We start from the raw sequence: 23,727 nt of genomic DNA, 5'->3' as shown, positions 1-23,727 counted from the left end.
TTAACGCTTTAATTCGTGGCTAAGAGAGTCAAGCTCGCCGCCGCCGGACATGGCGAGGGTGAGCTCTTCAAGCTCGACTTCTGTGCGGGATTTATCCATCACCTGCTTGCCTAAATGCAGCAGGATGAAATGATCGCCGACCAGATAGGCATGGTGGGGATTGTGCGTGATGAAAATAACGCCAATCCCCCGGTCGCGTGCTGCTGCAATAAAGCGCAGCACCATGCCGGATTGTTTCACGCCAAGAGCTGCTGTTGGTTCATCTAAAATCAGCACACGCGCACCGAAATAGATAGCTCGAGCAATTGCCACAACCTGGCGTTGACCACCGGAAAGAGATGCCACTGGAACATCGACGTCACGCAATTCAATGCCCATTTCGCGGAGCTGTGCATCGGTAATCCGACGCATTTCTTCCTGCTTCATGGTGCCAAAACGACCAGTTAATTCTTGTCCCAGGAAGAAATTACGCCACACGCTCATCTGCCCGACCACTGCTAAATCCTGATACACAGTGGCAATTCCGGCATCGAGAGCATCGCGGGGAGAACCAAACTTTACGGTTTCGCCGGCCACAATGACCTCGCCGGACGTCGCCGGATGCAGGCCAGACAAAATCTTGATCAACGTTGATTTTCCCGCACCATTATCGCCGAGAACGCAGGTAACTTCCCCGGCGCGCACGCTCAAATTGATGTTATCGAGAGCTTGAAAAGCACCATATTTTTTGGATACTTCTTGAAGTTGAATCAGATCCGTCATGATCGCTCCTTGTTAAAGCGTTCGAATCGGTGGTTGAGCAGCACGGCGAGAAGCAGCGTGCCGCCGAGGAAGAACATGAACCAATCTGGGTTCCAACCTGCATAAACAATTCCTTGGTTGGTCATGCCAAAGATTAGTGCACCAATCATTGTGCCCACCACAGTTCCACGTCCACCAGTCATTGCGATGCCACCGATGACGGCTGCGATGATGTAGAGGAATTCATTGCCCACACCTTGGCCGGCTTGAATGGAATCAAACAAAAATAGGTTATGCATGCCCACAAACCAAGCTGCGAAACCGACGAACATAAACAGGGCGATCTTGACGCCACGAACTGGAACGCCCACCGCGCGTGCTGCTTCTTCATCGCCGCCGACGGCAAAAATCCAGTTGCCGAAGCGGGTCTTAAACAACACGAAAGTGCCAATTGCGACAAAAAGTAGCCACCAAAAAACAGTGATGCGAATATTCACGCCGAAAATCGAAATGGAGCTTGCAAATACTGCGCGTGCAGAAGCAAAACCTTCCATATCGGCGATGGTTGGAGTGGCCACGGTTCCGGAAACCAGCTTGGTCACAGCCAAATTAATACCCTGCAGCATGAGGAAAGTGGCGAGAGTAATCAGGAACGACGCAATTTTGGTCTTCACTACCAAAAAACCATTAAAAAAGCCGATGGCCAGCGAAATTACCAAAGCGATCAGCGCGCCAACCCAGGTATTGAGCCACAGGTTATAGCTAAACATCGACGCAGCCAGAGCCGCTGTAGTCACGGCGACACCGGTGGAAAGATCAAATTCATCGGCGATCATCAGCAGCCCCACGGCCACCGCCATGATGCCGATAGTCGAACTCGCGTACAGCACCGTCGCCATCGCGTCCCACGACCTAAACGCAGGCGCAACCACCATAAACAACGTAAAAACAAGCACGGCGCCCAGCAGGCTGGTCAGTTCAGGGCGCTTGATGGCGCGCTCAAGCATGCTTGTCGACGCCTCCCCTCTCTTTGCCACTTGTGAGGTGATCGGTTTACTCATCGCAGGCCCTCGCCAACTGCATCAGCAATGACATCCACGTTGCTGCTATCCACAATGGCCGGTCCTGTATAAACAGGACGGCCACCGCCAACAGTGGTGCCATTGCGGTGCGCTAACCACAAAGAATCTACTGCCATGTAGCCCTGCAAATATGGCTGCTGATCAATAGCGAATTGAATCTTGTCATCACGAATAGCGGTCATGAGCTGAGCATTGGTATCGAAAGTAGCGATCTTTACCTCTGAATTCGCAGCATCCGCAGCATCCGAAATGGCCATGGATACTCCAGCTTGAAGGCCAACAACCCAGTCAATGTTTCGGTCCTGCGCGAGCTTTGCCTGCAGCGTGGAGTTCACAGACGTAAGATCCATGCCATTGACATAAAGCGTTTCCACGGGCTTGCCTAATCCTTCAGACACACCACCGCAACGTGCTTCTTGCGAAGAGTTTCCCTGCTCATGAATAACACACAACACCTTTTGTGCATCTTCTTCAGCGAGGCGTTCACCAGCATAAGTGCCGGCTACAGATTCATCTTGACCGAAAAATCCAGTCATTCCATAGTCTTGGTATTCGTTCATGCCGGCGTTAAGGCCGACGACTGGGATGCCAGCATCGGCAGCTTTTTGCGCCACCGGTCCAAGCGCTTTGGCATTAGGCATGGTCATCGCGATGCCATCGACCTTGGAATCGATGGCATTTTGCACAAGATTGGACTGATCTGGAATTTCTGGATGTGAAGCATAACGAAGCTCAATATTGTCTTTTTGAGCTGCATCTTCAGCACCTTTTCGGACCAAATCCCAAAAAGTATCGCCTGGTGCTCCATGGCTGACCATGGCAACAACTAAACGAGGAGTATCAACGGTTCCGCCACCTGTTGCCCCTTCTGACGGGCGTGGCGCTCCCCCGGTGGCTGAACAGCCAGTAATCAATAGCGCTGCGCTAATTAACGCTACAGCGAGTTTTGGTAGCTTCATTTGTTCAAGTCAACGCAGGTCAAAGGGACAAGTCAAACTTTCTCAGATCTTCTTTATTGATTCAGTAGCTTTGTACTGGGGGTTTACTTTAGAGCTTTCTTGGCAACACCACCGACGCGTCCGGCATCTCAAATTAGTGAAGTAAATAAGTATAAAACTCATGCTGTTTCCCTAAAAACGGTGGAGCGGCTCTTGAGTACGACGTTCTCAATAAACTAGCCAGAGCTTCATATTTACGCTTTCCAAAAGATTATGAAACTATCCACCATAGAACCATTCGATCTGAAACATCTCGAAAGACTGAGAAAACCCGGAAAACGATGAAATAAAGCCTTGGAACCAACTTCCCTCAGGGAAAAAATCAAAAGTATTTGGGAATCTGTAAACGCATGTGCACATACCAATGGTGGTTACACGATATTAGGACTAAAAGATTGCGCGGAGAGGTCAAGGTCTGCAGCCCAGTCGAATATCCCAGAGGTAGGTGTTCCGTCGCTGTTTCAGGCCACTAAAGCTTAAAAATAGAGGAAACGGGATCGACCAGGGAAAAGCACGCCCTTTGTCCCTTAACCCCTTATTTAAAGGACATAGATAAACAAAAATCCCGGCTCACACAAGGTGTGAACCGGGAAACTGTGGAGCATAGGAGAATCGAACTCCTGACATCCTGCTTGCAAAGCAGGTGCTCTACCAACTGAGCTAATGCCCCATTTTTTGTTCCTGGTGGGCCTAGCAAGAATCGAACTTGCGACCTCATCGTTATCAGCGATGCGCTCTAACCAACTGAGCTATAGGCCCCTTTAGGAACAAGTCCAAACTCTACCGACTAGAGCTGCAACTACCAAATCGCGAGCTTAAACGGGTAATCGGGCAAATTGGGTTAAGACCACTTCCCTCCACCCAGCAACTTGAACCGTTGCCCCTAAACGCCTGTTAAAACAAAAATCCCGGCTCACACAAGGTGTGAACCGGGAAACTGTGGAGCATAGGAGAATCGAACTCCTGACATCCTGCTTGCAAAGCAGGTGCTCTACCAACTGAGCTAATGCCCCAAACTAAAGAACAAGCTGTAAAAACTTGCTCTTTAAATTCTACATCCTAAGCACACTTCTAAAGAAATCTGCAGGTAGACGCATGCTTTTCCTACTTATTTACCGTTATTTAAGCAAAGAATCGCTGTTGGATGTGCTGGATGAAAGTTGGATCAATCCAGTTAACAACACCAATCGCACCAAAGATGCCAGCAAAAATTCCTAGAATTCCGCTAAGTAAGCCGGTTCCAAGGATTGAAGAACCTGCAGGCTGAGGTTGTGGCTGTGGCTGCTGCGCACCCACAACACTGACTGGCATGGAAATATGGGTTCCAGCATCTGTAGTTATTACTAGCTCTTGAGCACCGGAAAGGTCTGCTGGAATCTCAACATTCACTGTTGCGGTACCAGCTTCACCAAAGCCGGCAGCCCCAAGTGTTGGTTCAATTGGAGCGGACACAATGACATCGCCAAGGCTGACGGTAACTTCCGTGGCAGTATCGCTTTGGGTGTAGCGGAGACCGGCCAGGTCAAGAGTGATGGTTTCGCCAGCGTTAAATTCACTGGATGGAGTGACGGAAATCTGAGCTTGACCATAACGTGGCACGACATAATTGTTAGCAAGGTAACCGATGGTGGATTGCACATCCACGATACCGGTCTGTGCAGGAGCAGTGCCTCGAGTGAGGGCTTCCATTCCCTCATTGCCAGACAAGAGGTAAACAGATGCAGCAACGACATAGTCACGCGCTGGATCTAGTGGTGCACCATCGATAGATACGGAGGTAATGCGATCACCAATGGGGCGATTGATGTCATAGGTGTAGGAAACGTTGTCAGATACGCCCAGGGCAGCTACTGGTCGTGCAGAATTTTCTTTCCATTGCTGTTCTAAGACGTCTTTAAAATCAGCGCCTTTCAATGTGACAAAGGAATCTTCACCAGCAAATGGTTGAATTTCAAAAGCCTCCGCATATGTAACCTCGCCGGCGAACAAGTCCGCACGCAAGCCACCAGCATTCATTAGTCCAATATCTGCGGTGGTTGCAGTATTTGTTGTCATGGACCAGCGCACAGCGTTTGCAATCATGTTGACCAACTGAGATTCTGCACCATAATTGGATCCAGATTCTGCCCCTTCGTCGAGTGCACGAAGGAAATCATCTTCAATGGTGGCAACAACTTCTTTACCTGCTTCACCCGCATCAATTTCAGCCTGAGCGACAATCTTCGAGATTGCTGAATCAGGGGTTCCACATGCGTTGATCTCTTCTACGCCGAGTATGCGAGCATCGTTCACAATGAGTTCATCAGTGGAACGGTTGTAGCTGAAGTCGACGTCAGCAAGTGCATGTCCGTAATTACCCGCCTGCATAATCAGTGGCCCTTGATCGGTACCCAGATTTCGCACTTGGTGGGTGTGTCCAGCAAAAATAGCGTCAATATTTTCAGACCATTGCTCAGTGCCGGAAATTCCTTCATGGAAAAGCGCAACCACAACATCAGCCTCGCCGCTTTCCACGAGCTGATCTGCTACACGGTTGGTCATTGCTACTGGGTCCGAAAAAGTGATTCCCTCAATACCTTCTGAGTTGACCAGCATGGGAGTTTCTTGGGATACGGTGCCCACGAATGCTACTTTCACTCCATCGAGTTCAGTGATGCCATAAGGAGCTAAACCTGGATTTCCACCCTCAACGTTGGCACCCAAGTACTCAAAATTGGCAAGATCTGCGACACGGCCAGTGAGATCTGCGTAGCCTTTATCGAATTCGTGGTTTCCCACCGCAGAGAAATCAAGCCCCATCTGATTTAATACATCCAAAGTAGGTTCATCATCAAGGATGGACGAGGCAAATGGGCTTCCGCCGATATTGTCTCCGGATGACACAAATGCTTGAGGCAATCCATCCGCAGCATTGTCCACTGCACATTTGAGCATCGCTGCACCAGGATGTGCCTTGGTTGCGGAAATGTATCCGTGGTAATCAGTGATATTAGTGATATTGAATTGCGCAAGCTCTTCCTGCGCTTGAGCAATAGATACTCCGGCTATCGCTGAAGACACCACGGCGCTGGCCGCAATGACGATTCGAATCTTAGAAATAGGCATAGCTTCTCCCTTATTAAAGGTGATATTTTTAGACAGCTATGTGTTTACCGTGCTCAGAGAACCACCGCTCGGTTGGTTACTTAGAGTTCATACATTGGGTGTGCCTGAGTATTGTCCCCCGTAATTTAGCTCCACCCTTATAAATTTGCTTTCGGGGTCTACTCCATTGCTCCTGCACCCAAAAAAGCAACAACCTCAAGCAATCGACTTTCCTTAGACCAGCGGGAGTTTGCAACACTTCAGTCTGAAAATCGAGGAGACCATAATCCGCTTAATCTTCGAAGTAAGTAGTTCATGAGCCTCTTGGTAGATTATAAACGTCATGTCCCCGTATCAGCACAGATGGACTGCAGAGAGGAAATAATCAGTGATTGATTCACGACACCTCCGGTATTTTTTAGCAGTCGCGCAGGCCAGGAATTTTAGTCGTGCTGCAGAAGACCTCGGGATCTCCCAGCCCCCGCTCTCGCGACAGATCAAAATGCTGGAAAATCGTATCGGGGCCGCTCTTTTCGAGCGATCGAGTCAAGGCGTGACTCTCACCCCAGCGGGGAGCTTCTTGGCAGAAAGAATCCCGGCACTACTCAATGAGTTAGAAGACCTCGAGCGCGATGTCCGTGCAATAGGGGAAGGTTCGGCAGGAGTTCTACGACTGGGTTTTGTGGGAACTGCAACATTTCAGCTGATGCCGCAACTTTTAAAGGAAATCAAGACGAAACTGCCGAATATCGAAGTCAGGGTAAGCGGCGAGAAACTAACTCCAGAGCTGGAACGACTTCTCCTGGAACGGAAAATTGATGCTGCAGTGCTCCGTCCCCCAGTATCTTCTCCTGAGATGGAGCTAGAGAGTTTCGGAGTGGATGACTTTGCTCTCGCGGTGAGCCCTGGCCATCCTTTGTTAGAGCGAGAGGGACCCATACCTTTTGTGGCACTCGCAGACTACTCCATCGTTGCTTTTCAGGAAGGCTCTGCAGCGGAGGAGATCATCCGGACAGCCGCTCATCAAGCTGGGTTTGATCTCCGCGTTGCCCAACACGCACCAGAAACCTCAACCGTTCTAGCATTGGTATCCGCAGGAATCGGCGTGGCCCTCGTACCGAGGGGATCTATCCCACAGCCGATGGGCAACTTGCAGATGTTGGAGATCATGAATGGGCCAATCATCGGACTTTCCATGGCGTGGCTGAAGGGAAATTCCTCACCTATATTGCACCGGATCAAACCCCTGCTGGCAGCAGCAGCGGAGCAGTCTCGTGGAGGAAAGAAACAGACATCGGAAAATGCTGCCTCCCCTGAGGGACGGCAGCATTAATTCCGGTGGTCTCACGTGTAACTATCGGAGACTATCTGTTGTTGATAGCTTATGTTCGTTTTCCAGCAGTACAGGAGAAACAGGCTGACCAGTGCTGTCAGAGGTATCTAGCAAGACTTGAGAGCTTCCCTTGGCGTCAAAGTAAGCATCTTCAGCCTCCGCAGTGATTCCGCGCTTAGTCTGCAAGCGGGAGACAAAGGCAACGAGGAAAGGAGCAATGAAAGCAGTCACTACCACTGCAGTAGCAATCTGCGCAGTAGCTTCACCTTGAATAGCAGCAAAGGAAGGATCAATCGCAGCCAGAGCTGCTGGGGTGGCGATCGCATTTCCAGCCACAGCACTTTCAGCGACACCGGACACGACGTTTCGTGCAGGGCGAGGAGTCTTGCGGACCATGTGCCATAGGTACACAGCTCCGATCGCAGCTCCGCCGGAGAGAATAACCGTCATTAGGCCGAGCAGGATGCCGACCATGCCGGAGGCAAGCAAGACACTGAAATCGATGCTTGCGCCGATGGCGAACGCAACAAACGGGATGATCAAACTCTGGCCGGGAGCCAGGAAATTACGTGCTAAAGGCGACAAGTTGCCGAGCACAAATCCCAGGATCATAGGGAAAATTGCGGCAAGTAGGGCATCCAGTGGGAATTGGGCAAATCCCGCTACACCCAAGGCAATCATTGTGAGGAAGGGGCCATCATTGATGGACAATACCGAAATAGCGCCTTTATCGGTCTTTGAACCAAACTGCTGCATCAAAGCACTGTAGAGGGAACCATTCGAGTTGGACATCGCCGCGATAATTGCCAGTGGTAATAATCCCCACAGCACTCCCCCTGGAGCAAAGAATGCTACGGACAGGCCAACAGCAGCCGCAATTCCGAACTTAGCAACAAGAAGCACCGCTCCCTTTTCGAGGGAGGGAGCTGCGGTCTTCAAGCTAATCTGTGACCCCACTGCAAGAAAGAAAAGCCCAATCAGGACGGCAGTTCCATCGCGGAACAGTGCTGTGGTGAAGCTGCCGATATCGAGAATATCTGGGGCGAAGGTATTAACGATCGCACCTAGGAAGAGGGGCACCACCATTAGTGCGCCCGGAATCCGGCCGATAGCGCGGAAAGCTGAATCCAACATGAGATATTCCTTTTGGTTGATGATCAGGCTCTTTACCCCAAGCCAAAACTATGACCAAAGGTAGAGCAAGTAACTTTTGTAATGTGACTCACATAATGGTGCTGGGGAGTGGAAATAGGAAATACCTTTTAGGTATAGGAATCTTAAGGTTGGGTATTATTACTGAAAGGAAGGTGTGAAACAGGGTGGAAAAGGGGGTAAAAAAGGGGGCGGTGGGCACCCCATTTCTCAAGTGCCGGAGTAATGGGAATCTCCAGATTTTCCGGAATACGAAAATGAGCCATCCCCCACTCGCCCCGATAAATATTCGCACCATTAGAGTTCACCCAACGACCCCCACTGCATGAGATCACCTGTCAAGATGGTCCCCACTCCCAGGGATTAGAATGTCCGGGTTAAAATCAACTTCCCACAAGTCACCCCAGCCCCACGGCTATTCCTACTCCATTAATCCGCATGATGGAGTGCATCGAGCGGATTATTTCTGCAGATTTCTCCAACATTTTCCAATAAGAGCGAACTATTGGGTGGAATAATATCTATAGAATTCAAACGCATCAGTGCACTAGTCCCGTAGTCGGACAATCATGCACACATCCCCCCTTACCCCTTTGTTTTTCGACGCCCACCCATAGCGTCCACTTCCAGCACCTTCCATCTGGGGAAACAAAAATCCCGGTTCACACCTTGTGTGAACCGGGAAACTGTGGAGCATAGGAGAATCGAACTCCTGACATCCTGCTTGCAAAGCAGGTGCTCTACCAACTGAGCTAATGCCCCATTTTTTGCTCCTGGTGGGCCTAGCAAGAATCGAACTTGCGACCTCATCGTTATCAGCGATGCGCTCTAACCAACTGAGCTATAGGCCCCTCTAGGAACGAGATAAGACTCTACCCATAAGTTAACAATACAACAAATCCCCTGGCCAGAAGCTATGTTTAGCAACTGGCCAGGGGATGTGTTTTAAAGGTTAATCAACTTCTTCTTGAAGCTGAATCTTTAATCCACCGAAGAGGTCAACTATCGCGTTGTAGATAATTGCACACAATGGTGCAAGCACAGCGACGGTAATCGCTCCGATAGCTCCCAGAAGTGCGGAAATACTTAAAACGAGGCCGAAGGTGATGGATTGTTCTGCTCCAACACCGCCGATAACGTCATTGAAGTTCTGCCAGACGCCAGCTGCACTAAGTCCAAAGTAGAGGACGGTCACGCAGATGATCCACGCCACGAGTCCAATGATGGACATTGCTAGTGCAACTCTAAAAGTTGCTAGCGGTGAGATTCGGGTGATGGATACTTCTCGGGATGCCATGGATTACTCCTCGCCGTTTTCTTCGGCGTTGGTTGCTTCAGATGCCTTGTTTGCTGGGCCTTCGACTGCACCCTTTGCCACTGCTTCTGCAGATGCTTCGCCTTGGTCTTCAACATTCTTGTCGATGGCGAGCAATTCCACGCCTTCTTCCAAGTTGACCAAACGAACGCCCATTGTCGCGCGAGATGATGGGCGGATCTGCTTCACTTCGGTGCGGACAACGCCACCAGCAGAGGTGATGGCGAAGATCTCGTCATCCTCCTCAACGGAGATGGCGCTCACGAGGCGTCCACGCTTCGGGGTGTACTTGAAGGTCACCACGCCAAGACCGCCACGGCCCTGGGTGGAGTAATCCTCAAGTGGGGTGCGCTTGCCGTAGCCACCAGAGGTCGCCACGAGGAGGAATTCGCCATCACGGACCACTGACATGGACAGCAGCTGGTCGTTGTCGCGGAAGCGCATACCCTTAACACCGGCGGTTGCACGGCCCATGGGGCGAAGCTGCTCATCATCAGCAGTAAAGCGGATGGATTGTCCGAATTCAGAGACCAACAGTAGATCGTCTTCTTCGCCACACAGTGCGGCACCGATGAGGCGATCGTCTTCGTTCAGGTTAATCGCGATGAGGCCACCGGAACGTGCTGATTCATAATCCAGCAGACGAGACTTCTTCACACGACCATGAGCGGTTGCGAGCACCAAGTATGGTGCATCATTGTAGCTTTCCAGCTGGATGACCTGGGCGATTTGTTCGCCAGGCTGGAATTCCAACAGGTTAGCTACGTGTTGGCCACGTGCAGTGCGGGATGTCTCTGGAAGCTCATATGCCTTGAGTCGGTAAACGCGACCATAGTTGGTGAAGAACAGGATCCAGTCATGGGTGGAGCTGACGAAGAAGTGACGAACGATATCGTCCTGCTTGAGCTCTGCACCACGAACACCCTTGCCACCACGCTTTTGTGATTTGTATGCATCCACCTTGGTGCGCTTGGCGTAACCGGTAGAGGTGATGGTGATGACAACATTTTCACGAGCAATGAGGTCTTCTTCAGAAACATCGCCGGTAGCGGCAATGATCTGTGAACGACGCTCATCGCCATACTTGTCCACAATCTCAGTGAGCTCATCACGAACGATGGTGCGCTGACGATCTGGGCTTGCCAGAATATCCTTCAGATCTGCGATTTCAACTTCGATTTCTGCAAGTTCATCAATGATCTTTTGACGTTCCAGCGCAGCCAGGCGACGCAGCTGCATTGCCAGGATTGCGTCAGCCTGAGCTTCATCGACGTCGAGAAGTGACATCAGGCCGGTGCGGGCTTCATCTGGAGTTGGGCTGCGACGAATAAGGGCAATGACCTCATCGAGCATGTCCAAGGCCTTAACTAGGCCGCGGAGGAGGTGCGCACGCTCTTCTGCCTTGTCCAAACGGTACTGGGTACGGCGGACAATAACTTCGATCTGGTGAGCCGTGTAGTAGCGCAGCATCTGATCCAGGCGAAGGGTACGTGGCACGCCATCAACGATGGAGAGCATATTCGCACCAAAGTTGGTTTGCAGCTGGGAATGCTTGAACAGGTTGTTCAGCACCACGCGAGCAACTGCGTCACGCTTCAGGGTGACAACAATGCGCATACCAACGCGGTCGGAGGATTCATCATCAATCTTGGAGATGCCAACGAGCTTGCCGTCGCGGACCTGCTCAGCAATATTGGACACCAAGTTATCTGGGTTAACCTGATATGGCAGCTCAGTGATAACGATGATGGTGCGGTTGCCTTCCTCCTCAATGGAGGTGACGCCGCGCATGCGGATGGAGCCGCGTCCGGTGGTGTAGGCATCGTGGATGCCCTTGTCGCCGATGATGAGACCAGCAGTTGGGAAGTCTGGTCCCTTCACAAAGCTCATGCACGCTTCGAGCGCCTCAGCCTCTTCAGCATCTGGGTGTTCCAGAAGCCAGAAGATGGCGTCAGCAAGCTCGTTGAGGTTGTGCGGAGGGATATTGGTGGCCATGCCGACTGCAATGCCGCCGGAGCCGTTCATCAACAGGTTTGGCACGCGGGAAGGCATGACATCAGGCTCGAGGGTCTTGCCGTCGTAGTTCGGCGAGAAGTTGACGGTGTTTTCGCGGATATCGCGCACCATCTCCATGGCCAGTGGAGTCATGCGGCACTCGGTGTAACGCATTGCTGCAGGGCCGTCATTGCCACGGGAACCGAAGTTACCCTGGCCGTCGACTAGCGGATAACGCATGGACCATGGCTGAGCCATGCGGACCAATGTGTCATAAATGGCGGTATCGCCGTGTGGGTGGAAATTACCCATGGTGTCTGCAACTGGTTTTGCAGACTTCACGTAGCTGCGGTCGGGGCGGTAGCCATTGTCAAACATCGCGTACAAAACGCGGCGGTGGACAGGCTTCAGGCCATCGCGCACCTCTGGGAGGGCGCGGCCGACGATGACTGACATCGCATAGTCGATGTAGCTCGACTGCATTTCCTCATTGATATCAATAGGATTAACGCGGTCAAATTGTCCGGTATTCTCGTCGCTCACTGATCACCTTTCTTCGTGCCAACCTTAACGATTTTAGTCCACAGCCCGTTTTAACGCCTTACCCGCCCCAAATCTGGTATCAAAGCGATACCATTTTGGTTATGGCAATGACTTTAAGGCTTAACGACGCCCAAGACCGCGCTCTCACCCTGCTCGCCAGGTCCCAGGGCTGCAGCAAACAAGAAGCCGCCACGCGCGCCATCATTGCAGCCGCAAGCAGAACGCTTGACGACGCCGAGATCGCAGGCCTCGCCCGGGCCATGCTGCACGAGTATGCGGGCGTCGAAAAGCGAATTAGGCAAGCACGATGAGAGGCTTAAGCCCCGATAGCCTCCTAGCTATCGCCGATGAAGTGTGTGAGACACATGCTGTTGTGGTGCGAGATTTCGCAGCCCTAGCAGCTGCGGCAGCCACCAGTACGGCAAGTTTCCACGGTGTGCGCGTTTTTGGATCCAGCGAGGCAATGGCCGAGAAGGTCTCTGAGATAATCCGAGTTTTAAAACCACTGAGTGGAAGGAATGAAACCTTTGCTGCAGTAACCCAACGAGTCCTTTTGGAAATCAATAAATAGACTAGTCTGTCTAAAATTTAGACCGTATATTGAATATTAAACATCGAAAAACAGACAGTTCGGTCTAAAGTGTGTACATGCTCGCCCAGCGCTCCCTCCCGATACACATCACTGCTCCCCAATCGCCGATCGCCCGCGTATTTCATCAAATTCGCGCAACTAACGCCGATCGCACCTCCCTGCAGCATGATCTAGGTTTGTCACAAGCTGGAATCACACGACACGTTGCCGCCCTGATTGATGCAGGACTCGTAGAAGAAACTCGCACAGATACAGAGATGCGTTCTGGGCGCCCGCGCACCAAACTCGGTATTGATGGTCGTCATTTAACCGCTTGGGGTGCACATATCGGTTTGCGAAGTATTGATGTAGCTGTATGCGATTTCGCTGGACGCATACTTAGACATAATCAAATTGCGCACGAAGTACAACACTCAACACCCGAAAAAACTTTGAACTTTGTTGCCGATCAACTTCGTTTATTAAGTGCCGGATTGCCAGAACCACGCAATGTTGGCTTTGCCTTTTCTGCACATCTCAACAGCAATGGCATCATAACTTCCTCGGATTACAACTGGTCAGAGGTAGATATTTCCCGGCACCTCCCCTTCCCCGCAAGCATTGGATCTGGTGTTGCGGCGATGGCTGGATCAGAAATTATCGATACCTCATTAACCCAACCTTCGCAGTCCACACTATATTTCTACGCACGTGAAATGGTCTCCCATGCATGGATTTTCAACGGCACCGTTCACCGCCCCAATAGTGGACGCACGCCAATGGCTTTCGGCAATACAAATACTTTAAAAGATGCTTTTCGACGTGGCCTCACGCCGACATCATTTTCCGACCTAGTCCAACTTACCCGCACAAACCCCCTTGCTCGAACAATTTTGAATGAGCGAGCTCAAAAACTGGCCGATGCCGTTACTACAGCTGTTGACGTTGTCGATCCAGAAACTGTTGTATTTGCCGGCGAAGCTTTCACTTTGGATCCAGAAACTCTTCGAATCGTGGTTACCCAATTGCGCGCCAACACGGGAAGCCAATTAAGAATCCAGCGAGCCGATACTCATATCCTACGCACGGCTGCCACCCATGTGGCCCTGCATTCGATCCGTCAGGACCCTCTAGCTTTTGCCTAATCCTTATGTTGCAAGGCCCCTGTCATGAGACCCCTGTTGCAGGACCAATGTTAAGAAATGTAAGCTTTGTGATTGTTGTGGTTGCAGTGACTGGTGTGGTTAACGGTTTCTGCGGAGGAAGGATTGCAACACATTCTAAAAAGAGAATGGCCGCGCGTCCGCTTTAAACGAAGCGTTAAACGCCGGCCTTTTCTTATATCGCTTAAGATAAACAACATGACTTCACTCAAGGACTTACTTGTTTCCACTAATTTCGATGCGGCAGTACAAGATATGTCAGCATTCATCGAAGAAACTGTGGGCAAGCAATCCGGCCTCAGCGGCATCGCCCTCAAAGGTGCAATGGCGGCAGCAACCAAAGTAGATTCCGATATCGTAGCCAAGGGCTCACGCCGACTTCTGCCTGAAATGGCTGAATCTCTCGATAGCCTCTGGCAGGAATACACCAATGCTGATGCTGCAGATTTCGGCACTTACCTCGAAGCCAACAGCACTCAGGCTCTCGACGCCATCCTCAGCGTTGCCGACCGCAACGCAGACAACATTAACGTCCCAGGCTTGGACAAAGTTTACAAGGGCGTACGCGGAAAAGCTGCCAAAGTAATCGAGCAAGAACTTCCAGCAATTGGCCAGCTGATCGAAAAGAACGCACAATAGTTTGGGTGAGCAACCCACATAAAAAACCTTTAGATCCCGCACAAAGATTTTCTCTCCCCACTCGTTGGGCGATGTTCTTTGTCGGGATTTTTATTATTGCCTTCGCCGTCGCCATCACCGTCCATGCAGGACTCGGCACAACCACGATTTCATCAATTCCCGTGGTGTGGGCTGCGGCCAGCGGATTGTCACTCGGAATCACGACTTTTATCGTCAACGGATTCCTCATCCTCGGCCAAATGATTATTCTGCGCTCCAAATTTAAACCACACATGCTGGTCCAATTTGTCTGGGCGCTGCTCTTCGGAATTCTTTGTGATTTATGCTTGCTCATCACCACTTGGGCACAAACAGATAACTACGCACTCTCCTGGTTCTGGGTTATCTTCGCGACAATCCTGATGTCCCTCGGCATTTTTATTCAAGTCCTACCCAACATCACTTTTATCGCTGGTGAAGGTATTGTTGCCGCTTTAGTGCAAGTATTTCCCAAAATGGAATTCGGATCGATGAAACAAATCGTCGACTGGACCTTAGTCTCCATCGCAGCCCTTATTTCATGGATCACTATGGGTGGGCTTGTCGGCGTACGCGAAGGAACAGTCTTTGCAGCATTTTTCATCGGATTCTTTGTGAATAAATGGCGCAAACTCTACCTCCGCTCCATCGGATACTAAAGTTCCTGTTCAAGGAATAGTTTTACTGTTGATTCCGGCTCACGCGCCCACCGATTATGCCCGAGCGATTCAGGGATTTCTGTAATTTTGGTCTGCGCCGAGGGGATAAAACTTGCAAGTGCCTCACTTGAGGCCTGCGGACAATCCTCATCATCAGGGCAACGGCTAAACGTGACGGGAATGCTCACTTGTTTCATTGCTTCCACATAGTCAATGTCTTGACCATTGAGATCAGTCAAAGAATTGTGCTTATGAAATTTTCGCCATTCCCGCATATGGGTGCCCGATTGGCGTCCATAACCAACCATATCTTTTCCGAGAATCTTTCCTGGCCAATACCCCACGACATGGCCACCGATTCCGCCCAGCAGCACAGCTCCTAGACCTAAGCGCTTCCCCATCTTTGGGCTAAACGCAGGCCGCCAAGGAGAACCTGCACCCACACCAAAAATGCTCTGCAAATTGTATGTTCGAGCCTCTGGTCGAGCTGCAAAAAGACAAGAAATTTGCCCTCCCATCGAATGCGATAAAAACCTCATGGGATGGTCTTGAGGCAGTTCAAGTGCAGTTTTTGCAGCTATGATCTGCGTCGGAAAATCTACTGATGCGAGGTCATGGTAACCCCATTGACTACTGCGAGATGCCTGCGCAGAGCTTTGCCCCTGACCGCGAAGCTCACCAATTGCCACATGGAATCCTGCTTTATTCAGTGCTGCGGCAATCGGGCGATAATAATATCCACCCATGCCAAAGCCCGGCCAGATCATCACTAAAGTGGCATCGTTATTATCCGATGCCCAAATCTGGACTGGGGTTGATGATCCATCAGGAAGTGGAACATGGGCTGTGGTGGTGGGTTCAGTAACAGACACCTCACCAAGGGTATCGGTGATTTAGGTAGTTTTCAGATTAGCCGCCGAACACTGCTCAGATCCCACACCTCAAAATCACAAAACCCGCCCCTTAAAATCTGCAAGGAGCGGATTAAGTAATCGCGTTTAGACGTCCAGGAAGCGGACATCCTTAGCATTTCGAGTAATAAAGCTACGACGAGCCACAACATCATCACCCATGAGGATAGAGAACAGCTCATCTGCACGCTGTGCATCAGCAATATCTACACGACGCAGAATACGAACGGTTGGGTCCATGGTGGTTTCCCACAGCTCGCTCGGGTTCATCTCGCCGAGACCCTTGTAGCGCTGAATGCCATCATCCTTGTTGATCTTGCGACCCTTGGAGAGGCCTTCTTCAAGCTGCTCGTCACGCTCATCATCTGAGTATGCGAAGCCTGGCTCGCCACGCTGCCACTTCAGCTTGTACAGAGGTGGCTGCGCCAAGTAGACATGGCCTTGTGCAACCAGTTCCGGCATGAAGCGGAAGAGCAGGGTGAGCAGCAGCGTTGCAATGTGCTGGCCGTCCACATCGGCGTCGGCCATCAGAACGATCTTGTGATAGCGCAGCTTATTGATATCGAACTCATCGTGGATACCAGTGCCCAGTGCGGTGATGATTGCTTGGACTTCGGCGTTTTTCAGCACCCTGTCCAGGCGAGCCTTTTCCACATTCAAAATCTTGCCACGGAGTGGAAGAATTGCCTGGAATAGGGAATCACGACCTGACTTCGCAGAACCACCTGCGGAGTCACCCTCCACGATGTAGAGTTCGGACTTTTCTGGATCCTTAGAGCGGCAATCAGCAAGCTTGCCTGGCAGTCCACCCAGGTCGGTGGCGGACTTGCGTCGGACCAGGTCACGAGCCTTTCGTGCAGCCAAACGAGCCTGCGCAGAACCAACAGCCTTGTTGATAATGACCTTGGCTTCAGCAGGGTTTGCTTCCAGCCAGTGTCCAACATGTTCGTTGGTCATGCGCTGCACAAAGGACTTGATCTCTGTGTTGCCCAGCTTGGTCTTGGTCTGGCCTTCGAACTGTGGATCGCCAACGCGCACAGAAATAACAGCGGACAGGCCTTCACGGCAGTCATCGCCGGTGAGGTTTGCTTCTTTTTCTTTCAGAAGCTTGTGCTCACGTGCGTAGCGGTTCATCAGGGAGGTTAGCGCGGAGCGGAAACCTTCCTCATGGGTGCCGCCTTCGCGGGTGTTGATGGTGTTAGCGAAGGTGTGGACAGATTCCTTATAAGAGGAGTTCCACTGCATCGCCAGCTCAAGCTCGTGATCAGTACCCTTTGCTTCGAATGCCACGATCGAAGGGTGAATCTCTGTTTTGCTGCGGTTGAGGAAGTTAACGTAGTCCTCGAGGCCATTAGGGTAGTGGAAGATTTTCTTCTTCTCACGCTTCTTTGGCTTCTTTGGAGCATCGCTGGATTCTTCAACAAGCTCAGTGTCTTTGTCGATCTCATCGAGGGACAGCTCAGGTGCGGTTTCGCCCTGCTCTGCGAGTGCCTCGAGTTCGAGTTCTTCGTCGGTGGCACGGTTGTCTGTCAGGGTAAGGGTCAGACCTTTATTAAGGAATGCCATTTCCTGCAGACGGCGAGAAATCGTCTCGAAATCAAAATCAGTGGTTTCGAAGATCTCTGCGTCTGGCCAAAAACGAATCGTGGTACCAGTGCCACGAGCGTTGCCGCCCTCAATGAGTTCATCTGGCACTGAGCCATTGAAATTTTGGAACCAGTGCTTGCCGTGCAGCTTAATATCGGCTTCCACGCGAGTGGAAAGTGCATTGACCACGGAAATACCAACGCCGTGAAGACCACCGGAAACTGCATAAGAATCGGAATCAAATTTACCACCGGCGTGCAGCTGGGTCATTACAACCTGCACAGTTGGGGCACCGGATGGGTGCATATCGACGGGAATTCCTCGACCGTCATCGACTACTTGTACGCCGCCATCCTCCAAGAGGGTCACTTCCACCTTGGTGGCATGGCCAGCCATGGCCTCATCCACCGAGTTGTCAACGACTTCCCAAATCAGGTGGTGCAGGCCACGCGGTCCAGTTGAACCGATGTACATGCCCGGGCGCTTACGTACCGCCTCAAGACCTTCAAGGATGGTGATCGATGAAGCGTCATAATTGTGTTCAGTGTTTGCCACTTTTAACGAACACTCCTCGCTACTTATCCGATACAGACCTTTTCATCTTACACGCTTAGTCCCCCACCTAGTGCCATACATAACGCGAGAAACGGCAAAATAGGCCCCAATTCGACGCTTTTCTTGAGCAAACTATCCGTAAGTGTCTCGCGGACCGCGCCCTTTAACGTGCAACGGACCCTTGCGCCAGCTCGGAGCTTTAGGCCCAAAAATACGTAATTCTGTAATGATATTTGGACCTACTTTTTCCGCGATGACCTGCAGGATCTGCCGTTGCATCATGCGTAAATTTGTTGCCCACGCAGTGGAATCACATGTGATAAAAAGTTTCTTATCCTTGATCATTTCCACACGCGTATGCTGCGCAATCTTCGCTCCAACAAGTTCTTCCCAATGAGAAGAAACCCAGCCGCCAGCGATGTCTTTGCCCCAGCCACGTCGCTGAATTTCCTTGCTGAGCACCGAACCCAAGGGCTCTGCGCCGCGCACAAAGCGTTTTGGGCGGCCATCGAGGCCGGTAAGTCGGCCCTTTTTTCGCTTTTCGACGCCCCCTTTCGGCGCTGGGGGGCGTCGAAAAGCATCGTTTTTCTTTAAATCAGGCACAGATCCATTGCGACGCATGGCTTCAGCGCGGATGCGTTCAAATGCTTGGTCAATGGGATCGGTCATGAGGTAGCATCCAAAATTGAGATGCGGCCGGCATCGGTGTCTTGGACGGTGACTGTATGTTGCGCGCTCAATGCTTTTTTGAGATTTTCAGGCAAATCATCATGAACAGCAGCCGTGATGAGTACCTGTTCAGCGTCTTGGGCGATGCCCACAAGTTTTTCACGGCGGCCAGCATCAAGTTCAGAAAATACATCATCCAAGATGAGGATGGGATCTGTGCCATCTGCGCGCAGCAAATTGAACTCAGCAATTCTCAATGCCAAAGCAAAAGACCATGTTTCACCGTGGCTAGCAAAGCCTTTTGCAGGCTGCTCTCCAAGCAATAGCTCCAGGTCATCGCGGTGCGGCCCCACTAAGCTTGAGCCACGCTCGATTTCGCGCTGTCGTTTGGTAGCCAGTTCTGTCAATAATGTGGCTTCAATAATGCCAGTATCAAATTCCGAAAATTGGGAAAGACCTGCATCGATTGTGGTTTTGTATGTCACGGCCGCAGGGCGAGATTCAGGCGCAATGGTGCTGTAAACATCAAAAATCTTCGGCCCCAGCTCATTAATGAGAGCAAATCTAGCTGCCATAACTTCCGCACCCAAACGTGCAAGCTGGCCATCCCACGTGTCCAAAGTACTTAGTGCTGCAGCGCCTTCTTCAGTGCCATAACCGCGACGAAGTGCGATCGTAGCTGTTTTCAGCAGGGCATTTCTTTGTTTGAGCACCTTGTCATAATCAGCTTTCACCCCGGCCATCCGAGGCACACGCGTAGCAATAATCTCGTCCACATAGCGTCTGCGCTCTGCCGGTTCGCCTTTCACCAACGCCAAATCCTCAGGTGCGAATAACACAGTTTTCACCACGCCGAGAAGTTCCCTCGGGGATCTCAACTTTGTGCGATTCAAACTTGCTTGGTTGGAGGCATGAGGTTTAATCAGCAAATGAGCAGCCAGTTCTCTGCCTTGATTCACCGCAACTGCTGATACGCGGGCGTTTTGTGCATGAGCTCGGACTAAAGGCGTATCGGAAGACACGCGGTGAGAAGACAAATGCGCAAGATAGCCAACGGCTTCAACAATATTTGTTTTTCCAAAACCATTGCGGCCAATAAAAACTGTAATTCCAGGTTCCAAATCCACTTTGAGTTCAGGCCAAGAACGATAATCACGTAATTCCAAAGAACGAATATGCATGTTTTCAAAACCTCCTTGGCGTGAATTCAGCGGATTGGATAACGCGCCTGCCTTTGTAGTTTTTATGGGCAAAGGCAGGCGCGAACTTCTGGTGAAGCTTATGTGTTTAGCCTGGTAGGCGAACTGGCATAAGCAGGTAGGTGAAATAGGTTTCTGGAGTTTGGAAAACTCCATTTTCATTGGCGGAAGGCAATTCTTCAGGCTCAGGAATCATGATCGCAGGGCGAGATGGTTCAGTGAATCCAAAAACAGCGCGGGAAGTTGGAACTACAGAAAGTCCATCCTTGAGGTAGCCCGGGTTGAACGCAATGGTGAGTTCTTTACCAGTGAAAGCACACGGCAAAGTTTCTTCCGCGTGGCCGGCTTCAGTAGCGCCTGCAGTCAAAATGACCTGGCCTTCGCTGAAATGCAACACGATCTGTGCGTTGCGCTCCGCAACTAAAGAAACACGGCGGATGGCATCAACCAAAGGTGCGATTTCTACCGATGCAATCGCGGTGTGTTCTTTTGGAAGCAATGGTGCGATATTAGGGAAATCTGCATCGAGAAGACGAGTGGTGGTTTCACGATTATCCGTGTGCACACCGAAAAGACCTTCGCGGCCAACCTGGTCGCCGGTACCAACTGCGATATCGATGGAATCGTTCAAACCAGAATCCAAAGAACGAGCGTTATCCAGCAAGGTGCGTGCAGGAATCAGCAGCTTTACGTTGAGCTCTGGATCATTGGAATCCCATTCGAAGGTGCGCAATGCCAGGCGGAAACGGTCTGTTGCAGCCAAATGCACCTGGTTGCCGACGATTTCCATGCTGACACCAGTGAGCATCGGAAGGGAATCATCTTTACCAGCAGCAGAAGCAACCTGGGAAACAGCTTCAGTGAACAGTTTCGCGTTGATGGAACCTGTGCCAGCAGGAAGCTTTGGCAACATTGGGTAATCATCTAGCGGGATAAGTGGAAGCTCGAAACGGGAAGAACCGCAGGTGACAAAAGCTTTAGATCCATCGATGCGGAAATCAACTGGCTTGTTTGGCAACGATCCTGTGATTTCAGAGAGCAATTTACCGGCAACGGCGATGCGACCTGGCTGAGAGACCTCAGCTGAAAGACGAACACGGGTGGAAACATCGTAGTCGTAGCCGGCGAGTTCTAAGCCTTCATCATCGGCGGTGATCAGCATGGCTCGAAGTACCGGCTGAGTCGGTTTGGTGGGCAGGTTACGAGCGACCCAGGCTACCGCGGTAACCAGGTCTTCCCTGGCCACACGGAAGGACACGTTTTGTGACTCCATGCTGTTTTAAAGCTCCTTGGGAAATATAGTTCATCAGTTAACTAAATTCGGTTTTTGACCGATAGGGAAACCTTCTCAAGTAAAGGTTCCACCTTGCGGCGGTTACTTCCGAATTACACAAACCCAACCTACCTGTGAACCCTACGGTTCTGGGAATTTGTAATTCCAATTTTCTCAAGTGAAGTCCCAAAGTTTTGTCATCCTTGAGACCACCTTTGAAGCTTTCTCCCCAACCCCTCTTTCTTTTAGTTAATTTCTAGTTAAAAGATTGGTAGTAACAGTAGGTCCTGTTCAAACTGTGGATAACACATTGTTTTACAAGGTAGTCGCTAAATTTCGAGATGTGAACTGGCCTGTGAATTGATTGTGGATAACTTCTCCTATCTGTGGATAGATTTTGGTGCTCCGATTTTATCCCCAGATTGTGCAGATGTATCCCCAGCTTATCCCCAATTTTTAGTGAGTTATGCACAGGGTTTTAATGTGTCGGGAGTTGTTTTATTTGTGATGAAGCTCACTGAATTACAAGAGTGTAATTACAGGGTTGTGAATAAGGTTGTGGATAACTTTCTGAGCTGGTCTTTTGTCGATGACCTCAATAAAAACCGCTGGATAGGCCTTGAATTACAAAAAAGGGACCTATATCCGAAGATATGGGTCCCTAAGCAACTTTTGTAATTCTAGTTGCGGCCTCGTGATTTGATCAGCTGGGTGAGCTGCTGGATCTCATCGTAAGTATCGCGTTTTTCTGTCATTTCCTGGCGAATCTTACGATCGGCATACATGACCGTTGTGTGGTCTTTACCGCCAAAGACATCACCAATTTTAGGAAGTGACATATCCGTGAGTTCGCGGCAGAGGTACATGGCCAACTGGCGTGCATGCGCCACTGCCCTAGTTTTACCTGCTCCACGCAGTGTATCTACAGAAATCTCAAAATATTCTGCAGTTACTTCCATGATTACTGGAGCAGTAATCTCCATATCTTCTGGCTCTGGCAAGATATCGCGCAGCGCCACGATGGCCATTTCTTTATCGATCGGCTGATTGATTAAAGAAGAATATGCAGATACACGAATTAATGCGCCTTCAAGCTCTCGAATTGAGGACTCAAAACGGCTGGCAATAAGCTCCATCACTTCGCGATCGACATGAGTGCCATCGGTTTGCGCCTTCTTCATCAAAATCGCAATGCGAGTTTCTAGATCTGGCGGCTGAATATCTGTGATGAGACCACCTTCAAAACGGGTGCGAAGTCGATCTTCCAGCGTGGTCAGCTGTTTAGGAGGACGGTCGGAAGACAAAATAATTTGTTTATCTGCCTGGTGTAATGCATTAAAGGTGTGGAAAAACTCTTCCTGAGTACCTTCTTTACCTGCTAAAAATTGGATGTCATCGACCATGAGGATATCCAAATTGCGGTAACGGCGTTTGAAAGTTTCCTGGCGGTCATCGCGCACGGAATTGATGTAGTCATTCGTGAATTCCTCACTCGAGACATACTTAATCCGCAGGCCAGGCTGCAATTCTTGCGCGTAATTTCCCACTGCGTGGAGCAGGTGAGTCTTGCCTAGACCTGAACCGCCGGAAATAAACAGTGGGTTGAATGCCTTCGCAGGGCTTTCTGCAACGGCAACAGCTGCCGCATTGGCGAAACGGTTAAACGGCCCAATCACGAAGCTTTCAAATGTGTACTTCGGGTTGAGCGACACTTCCCTATTAGGGTTGTGAGCTGGTGTTTCGCGTGGAATACGTTGTGGAGCTTGTGGCTCCAGGTCCTGGCGTGGCTCGGGTGCTGAATGAGTGCGTTCCCAGCCATCGCCTGTCGACGCCTCCCCACTTCCACCAACTTCGTACTGCTTCGGGGTTTTATTAGGTGAGCTCTGTTGGCCCTGCGCAGACTCAGGTTGGTACCTAAACTCCTGTTGAACAGGCTTTTCTGGAGCTTCCTGCTCCGGCTCCACGCTGACAGCCAAACTGAAAGAGCGTCCCATTCTCAGGGACAAAACACGCGTGAGGGATTCACCCAAGTCCTGTTCAATGACATTTTTAGCCATGGCATGCGGAGTGGACAGCACAGCGTAGCCGTCCACGATGGCAATTGGCTTAGTCAGATTCAAGGATGCGCGTTGAGTAGGTGTCAACGGGTCGAATCCACTGTCGGGTTGTTGGCTCAAAGTAGTGAGGTCAGCAACAACCTGCCTCCATGTTTCGAGCAAAGAAGATGAGTTCTGGCTCAC

19 protein-coding genes, 5 tRNA genes and 1 pseudogene are annotated in these 23,727 nt (G+C 50.7%); 7 read left to right on the top strand and 18 right to left on the bottom strand.

The window, feature by feature from the left end:
- From ccrud_RS00125 to ccrud_RS00095, 7 genes are all read right to left on the bottom strand, one after another.
- On the bottom strand, positions 1 to 762 hold the full coding sequence (locus ccrud_RS00125) for an ATP-binding cassette domain-containing protein (protein ID WP_066563191.1): 762 nt from the start codon (positions 760 to 762) through the stop codon (positions 1 to 3).
- A complete protein-coding gene (locus ccrud_RS00120; RefSeq protein ID WP_425394225.1) occupies positions 759 to 1,748 on the bottom strand; it encodes an ABC transporter permease in 990 nt (329 codons plus the stop codon). Before ccrud_RS00120 ends, ccrud_RS00125 begins: the two co-directional genes overlap by 4 nt.
- A 50-nt stretch (positions 1,749 to 1,798) precedes the next feature.
- A complete protein-coding gene (locus ccrud_RS00115) occupies positions 1,799 to 2,782 on the bottom strand; it encodes a substrate-binding domain-containing protein (RefSeq protein WP_066563189.1) in 984 nt (327 codons plus the stop codon).
- A 636-nt stretch (positions 2,783 to 3,418) separates the two neighbouring features.
- Positions 3,419 to 3,491: transfer RNA gene (locus ccrud_RS00110), tRNA-Ala, on the bottom strand.
- Between the two features lie 12 nt (positions 3,492 to 3,503).
- Positions 3,504 to 3,580 (bottom strand) — tRNA-Ile (locus tag ccrud_RS00105).
- A gap of 181 nt (positions 3,581 to 3,761) precedes the next feature.
- A tRNA-Ala gene (locus ccrud_RS00100) sits at positions 3,762 to 3,834 on the bottom strand.
- Positions 3,835 to 3,943: 109 nt separating this feature from the next.
- A complete protein-coding gene (locus ccrud_RS00095) occupies positions 3,944 to 5,926 on the bottom strand; it encodes a bifunctional metallophosphatase/5'-nucleotidase (RefSeq protein ID WP_066563185.1) in 1,983 nt (660 codons plus the stop codon).
- 367 nt (positions 5,927 to 6,293) lie between these two features.
- Between ccrud_RS00095 and ccrud_RS15620 the strand changes: the two are divergent.
- Positions 6,294 to 6,467 (top strand): annotated as a pseudogene (locus ccrud_RS15620) (LysR family transcriptional regulator); the annotation flags it as partial.
- Positions 6,468 to 6,485: 18 nt separating this feature from the next.
- A complete protein-coding gene (locus ccrud_RS00090; protein ID WP_245670422.1) occupies positions 6,486 to 7,238 on the top strand; it encodes a LysR family substrate-binding domain-containing protein in 753 nt (250 codons plus the stop codon).
- A 21-nt stretch (positions 7,239 to 7,259) separates the two neighbouring features.
- Here ccrud_RS00090 and ccrud_RS00085 read toward each other — a convergent pair whose 3' ends face one another.
- The 5 genes from ccrud_RS00085 to gyrA all read right to left on the bottom strand — a co-directional run bounded on the left by ccrud_RS00085 (position 7,260) and on the right by gyrA (position 12,243).
- Positions 7,260 to 8,372, bottom strand: coding sequence for a 2-keto-3-deoxygluconate permease (locus ccrud_RS00085; RefSeq protein ID WP_082868762.1), 1,113 nt, complete (start codon positions 8,370 to 8,372; stop codon positions 7,260 to 7,262).
- A 707-nt stretch (positions 8,373 to 9,079) separates the two neighbouring features.
- A tRNA-Ala gene (locus ccrud_RS00080) sits at positions 9,080 to 9,152 on the bottom strand.
- Positions 9,153 to 9,164: 12 nt separating this feature from the next.
- A tRNA-Ile gene (locus tag ccrud_RS00075) sits at positions 9,165 to 9,241 on the bottom strand.
- A 101-nt stretch (positions 9,242 to 9,342) separates the two neighbouring features.
- Positions 9,343 to 9,687 (bottom strand): DUF3566 domain-containing protein, encoded by a 345-nt coding sequence (locus ccrud_RS00070; protein WP_066563180.1) that lies wholly within the window; start codon positions 9,685 to 9,687, stop codon positions 9,343 to 9,345.
- Positions 9,688 to 9,690: 3 nt separating this feature from the next.
- Positions 9,691 to 12,243 (bottom strand): DNA gyrase subunit A, encoded by a 2,553-nt coding sequence (gene gyrA / locus ccrud_RS00065; protein ID WP_066563177.1) that lies wholly within the window; start codon positions 12,241 to 12,243, stop codon positions 9,691 to 9,693.
- Positions 12,244 to 12,344: 101 nt separating this feature from the next.
- Between gyrA and ccrud_RS00060 the strand changes: the two genes are divergently transcribed.
- The 5 genes from ccrud_RS00060 to ccrud_RS00040 all read left to right on the top strand — a co-directional run bounded on the left by ccrud_RS00060 (position 12,345) and on the right by ccrud_RS00040 (position 15,293).
- Positions 12,345 to 12,554, top strand: coding sequence for a CopG family transcriptional regulator (locus ccrud_RS00060; RefSeq protein WP_066563175.1), 210 nt, complete (start codon positions 12,345 to 12,347; stop codon positions 12,552 to 12,554).
- Complete coding sequence (locus ccrud_RS00055) at positions 12,551 to 12,814, top strand: TetR family transcriptional regulator (RefSeq protein WP_066563171.1); 264 nt, start codon at positions 12,551 to 12,553, stop codon at positions 12,812 to 12,814. Before ccrud_RS00060 ends, ccrud_RS00055 begins: the two co-directional genes overlap by 4 nt.
- 77 nt (positions 12,815 to 12,891) lie before the next feature.
- Positions 12,892 to 13,959 (top strand): ROK family transcriptional regulator, encoded by a 1,068-nt coding sequence (locus ccrud_RS00050; protein WP_066563168.1) that lies wholly within the window; start codon positions 12,892 to 12,894, stop codon positions 13,957 to 13,959.
- A gap of 216 nt (positions 13,960 to 14,175) precedes the next feature.
- Positions 14,176 to 14,616 carry a DUF6918 family protein gene (locus ccrud_RS00045; RefSeq protein ID WP_066563165.1) on the top strand — a complete coding sequence of 147 codons (441 nt, stop codon included), beginning with the start codon at positions 14,176 to 14,178 and terminating at the stop codon, positions 14,614 to 14,616.
- A 71-nt stretch (positions 14,617 to 14,687) separates the two neighbouring features.
- Complete coding sequence (locus ccrud_RS00040; protein WP_074025311.1) at positions 14,688 to 15,293, top strand: DUF6198 family protein; 606 nt, start codon at positions 14,688 to 14,690, stop codon at positions 15,291 to 15,293.
- Here the strand turns inward: ccrud_RS00040 and ccrud_RS00035 are convergent.
- The 6 genes from ccrud_RS00035 to dnaA all read right to left on the bottom strand — a co-directional run bounded on the left by ccrud_RS00035 (position 15,290) and on the right by dnaA (position 23,727).
- Positions 15,290 to 16,165, bottom strand: a complete 876-nt coding sequence (locus ccrud_RS00035; RefSeq protein WP_066563158.1) for an alpha/beta fold hydrolase — start codon at positions 16,163 to 16,165, stop codon at positions 15,290 to 15,292. The two genes, ccrud_RS00040 and ccrud_RS00035, sit on opposite strands and share 4 nt — an antisense overlap.
- Positions 16,166 to 16,291: 126 nt before the next feature.
- The gene (gyrB, locus tag ccrud_RS00030) at positions 16,292 to 18,346 is read right to left on the bottom strand and encodes a DNA topoisomerase (ATP-hydrolyzing) subunit B (RefSeq protein ID WP_066563156.1); all 2,055 of its coding nucleotides are present in this window, start codon (positions 18,344 to 18,346) and stop codon (positions 16,292 to 16,294) included.
- Between the two features lie 132 nt (positions 18,347 to 18,478).
- Complete coding sequence (locus ccrud_RS00025; RefSeq protein ID WP_066563152.1) at positions 18,479 to 19,015, bottom strand: DciA family protein; 537 nt, start codon at positions 19,013 to 19,015, stop codon at positions 18,479 to 18,481.
- The gene (gene recF, locus ccrud_RS00020) at positions 19,012 to 20,196 is read right to left on the bottom strand and encodes a DNA replication/repair protein RecF (protein WP_066563149.1); all 1,185 of its coding nucleotides are present in this window, start codon (positions 20,194 to 20,196) and stop codon (positions 19,012 to 19,014) included. Before recF ends, ccrud_RS00025 begins: the two co-directional genes overlap by 4 nt.
- 106 nt (positions 20,197 to 20,302) lie before the next feature.
- Positions 20,303 to 21,487, bottom strand: a complete 1,185-nt coding sequence (dnaN, locus tag ccrud_RS00015) for a DNA polymerase III subunit beta (RefSeq protein ID WP_066563147.1) — start codon at positions 21,485 to 21,487, stop codon at positions 20,303 to 20,305.
- Between the two features lie 680 nt (positions 21,488 to 22,167).
- On the bottom strand, positions 22,168 to 23,727 hold the full coding sequence (gene dnaA, locus ccrud_RS00005; protein WP_066563141.1) for a chromosomal replication initiator protein DnaA: 1,560 nt from the start codon (positions 23,725 to 23,727) through the stop codon (positions 22,168 to 22,170).

This window comes from Corynebacterium crudilactis (assembly GCF_001643015.1).
Taxonomy (GTDB): Bacteria; Actinomycetota; Actinomycetes; order Mycobacteriales; family Mycobacteriaceae; genus Corynebacterium; species Corynebacterium crudilactis.
This window is presented reverse-complemented; position numbering and strand designations above follow the sequence as displayed.

Coding starts and splice junctions, on each gene's coding strand:
- ccrud_RS00125 (WP_066563191.1), bottom strand. CDS start 762: ATGACGGATCTGATTCAACTTCAAGAAGTATCCAAAAAATATGGTGCT.
- ccrud_RS00120 (WP_425394225.1), bottom strand. CDS start 1,748: ATGCTTGAGCGCGCCATCAAGCGCCCTGAACTGACCAGCCTGCTGGGC.
- ccrud_RS00115 (WP_066563189.1), bottom strand. CDS start 2,782: ATGAAGCTACCAAAACTCGCTGTAGCGTTAATTAGCGCAGCGCTATTG.
- ccrud_RS00095 (WP_066563185.1), bottom strand. CDS start 5,926: ATGCCTATTTCTAAGATTCGAATCGTCATTGCGGCCAGCGCCGTGGTG.
- ccrud_RS00085 (WP_082868762.1), bottom strand. CDS start 8,372: ATGTTGGATTCAGCTTTCCGCGCTATCGGCCGGATTCCGGGCGCACTA.
- ccrud_RS00070 (WP_066563180.1), bottom strand. CDS start 9,687: ATGGCATCCCGAGAAGTATCCATCACCCGAATCTCACCGCTAGCAACT.
- ccrud_RS00060 (WP_066563175.1), top strand. CDS start 12,345: ATGGCAATGACTTTAAGGCTTAACGACGCCCAAGACCGCGCTCTCACC.
- ccrud_RS00055 (WP_066563171.1), top strand. CDS start 12,551: ATGAGAGGCTTAAGCCCCGATAGCCTCCTAGCTATCGCCGATGAAGTG.
- ccrud_RS00050 (WP_066563168.1), top strand. CDS start 12,892: ATGCTCGCCCAGCGCTCCCTCCCGATACACATCACTGCTCCCCAATCG.
- ccrud_RS00045 (WP_066563165.1), top strand. CDS start 14,176: ATGACTTCACTCAAGGACTTACTTGTTTCCACTAATTTCGATGCGGCA.
- ccrud_RS00040 (WP_074025311.1), top strand. CDS start 14,688: ATGTTCTTTGTCGGGATTTTTATTATTGCCTTCGCCGTCGCCATCACC.
- ccrud_RS00025 (WP_066563152.1), bottom strand. CDS start 19,015: ATGACCGATCCCATTGACCAAGCATTTGAACGCATCCGCGCTGAAGCC.
- recF (WP_066563149.1), bottom strand. CDS start 20,196: ATGCATATTCGTTCTTTGGAATTACGTGATTATCGTTCTTGGCCTGAA.
- dnaN (WP_066563147.1), bottom strand. CDS start 21,487: ATGGAGTCACAAAACGTGTCCTTCCGTGTGGCCAGGGAAGACCTGGTT.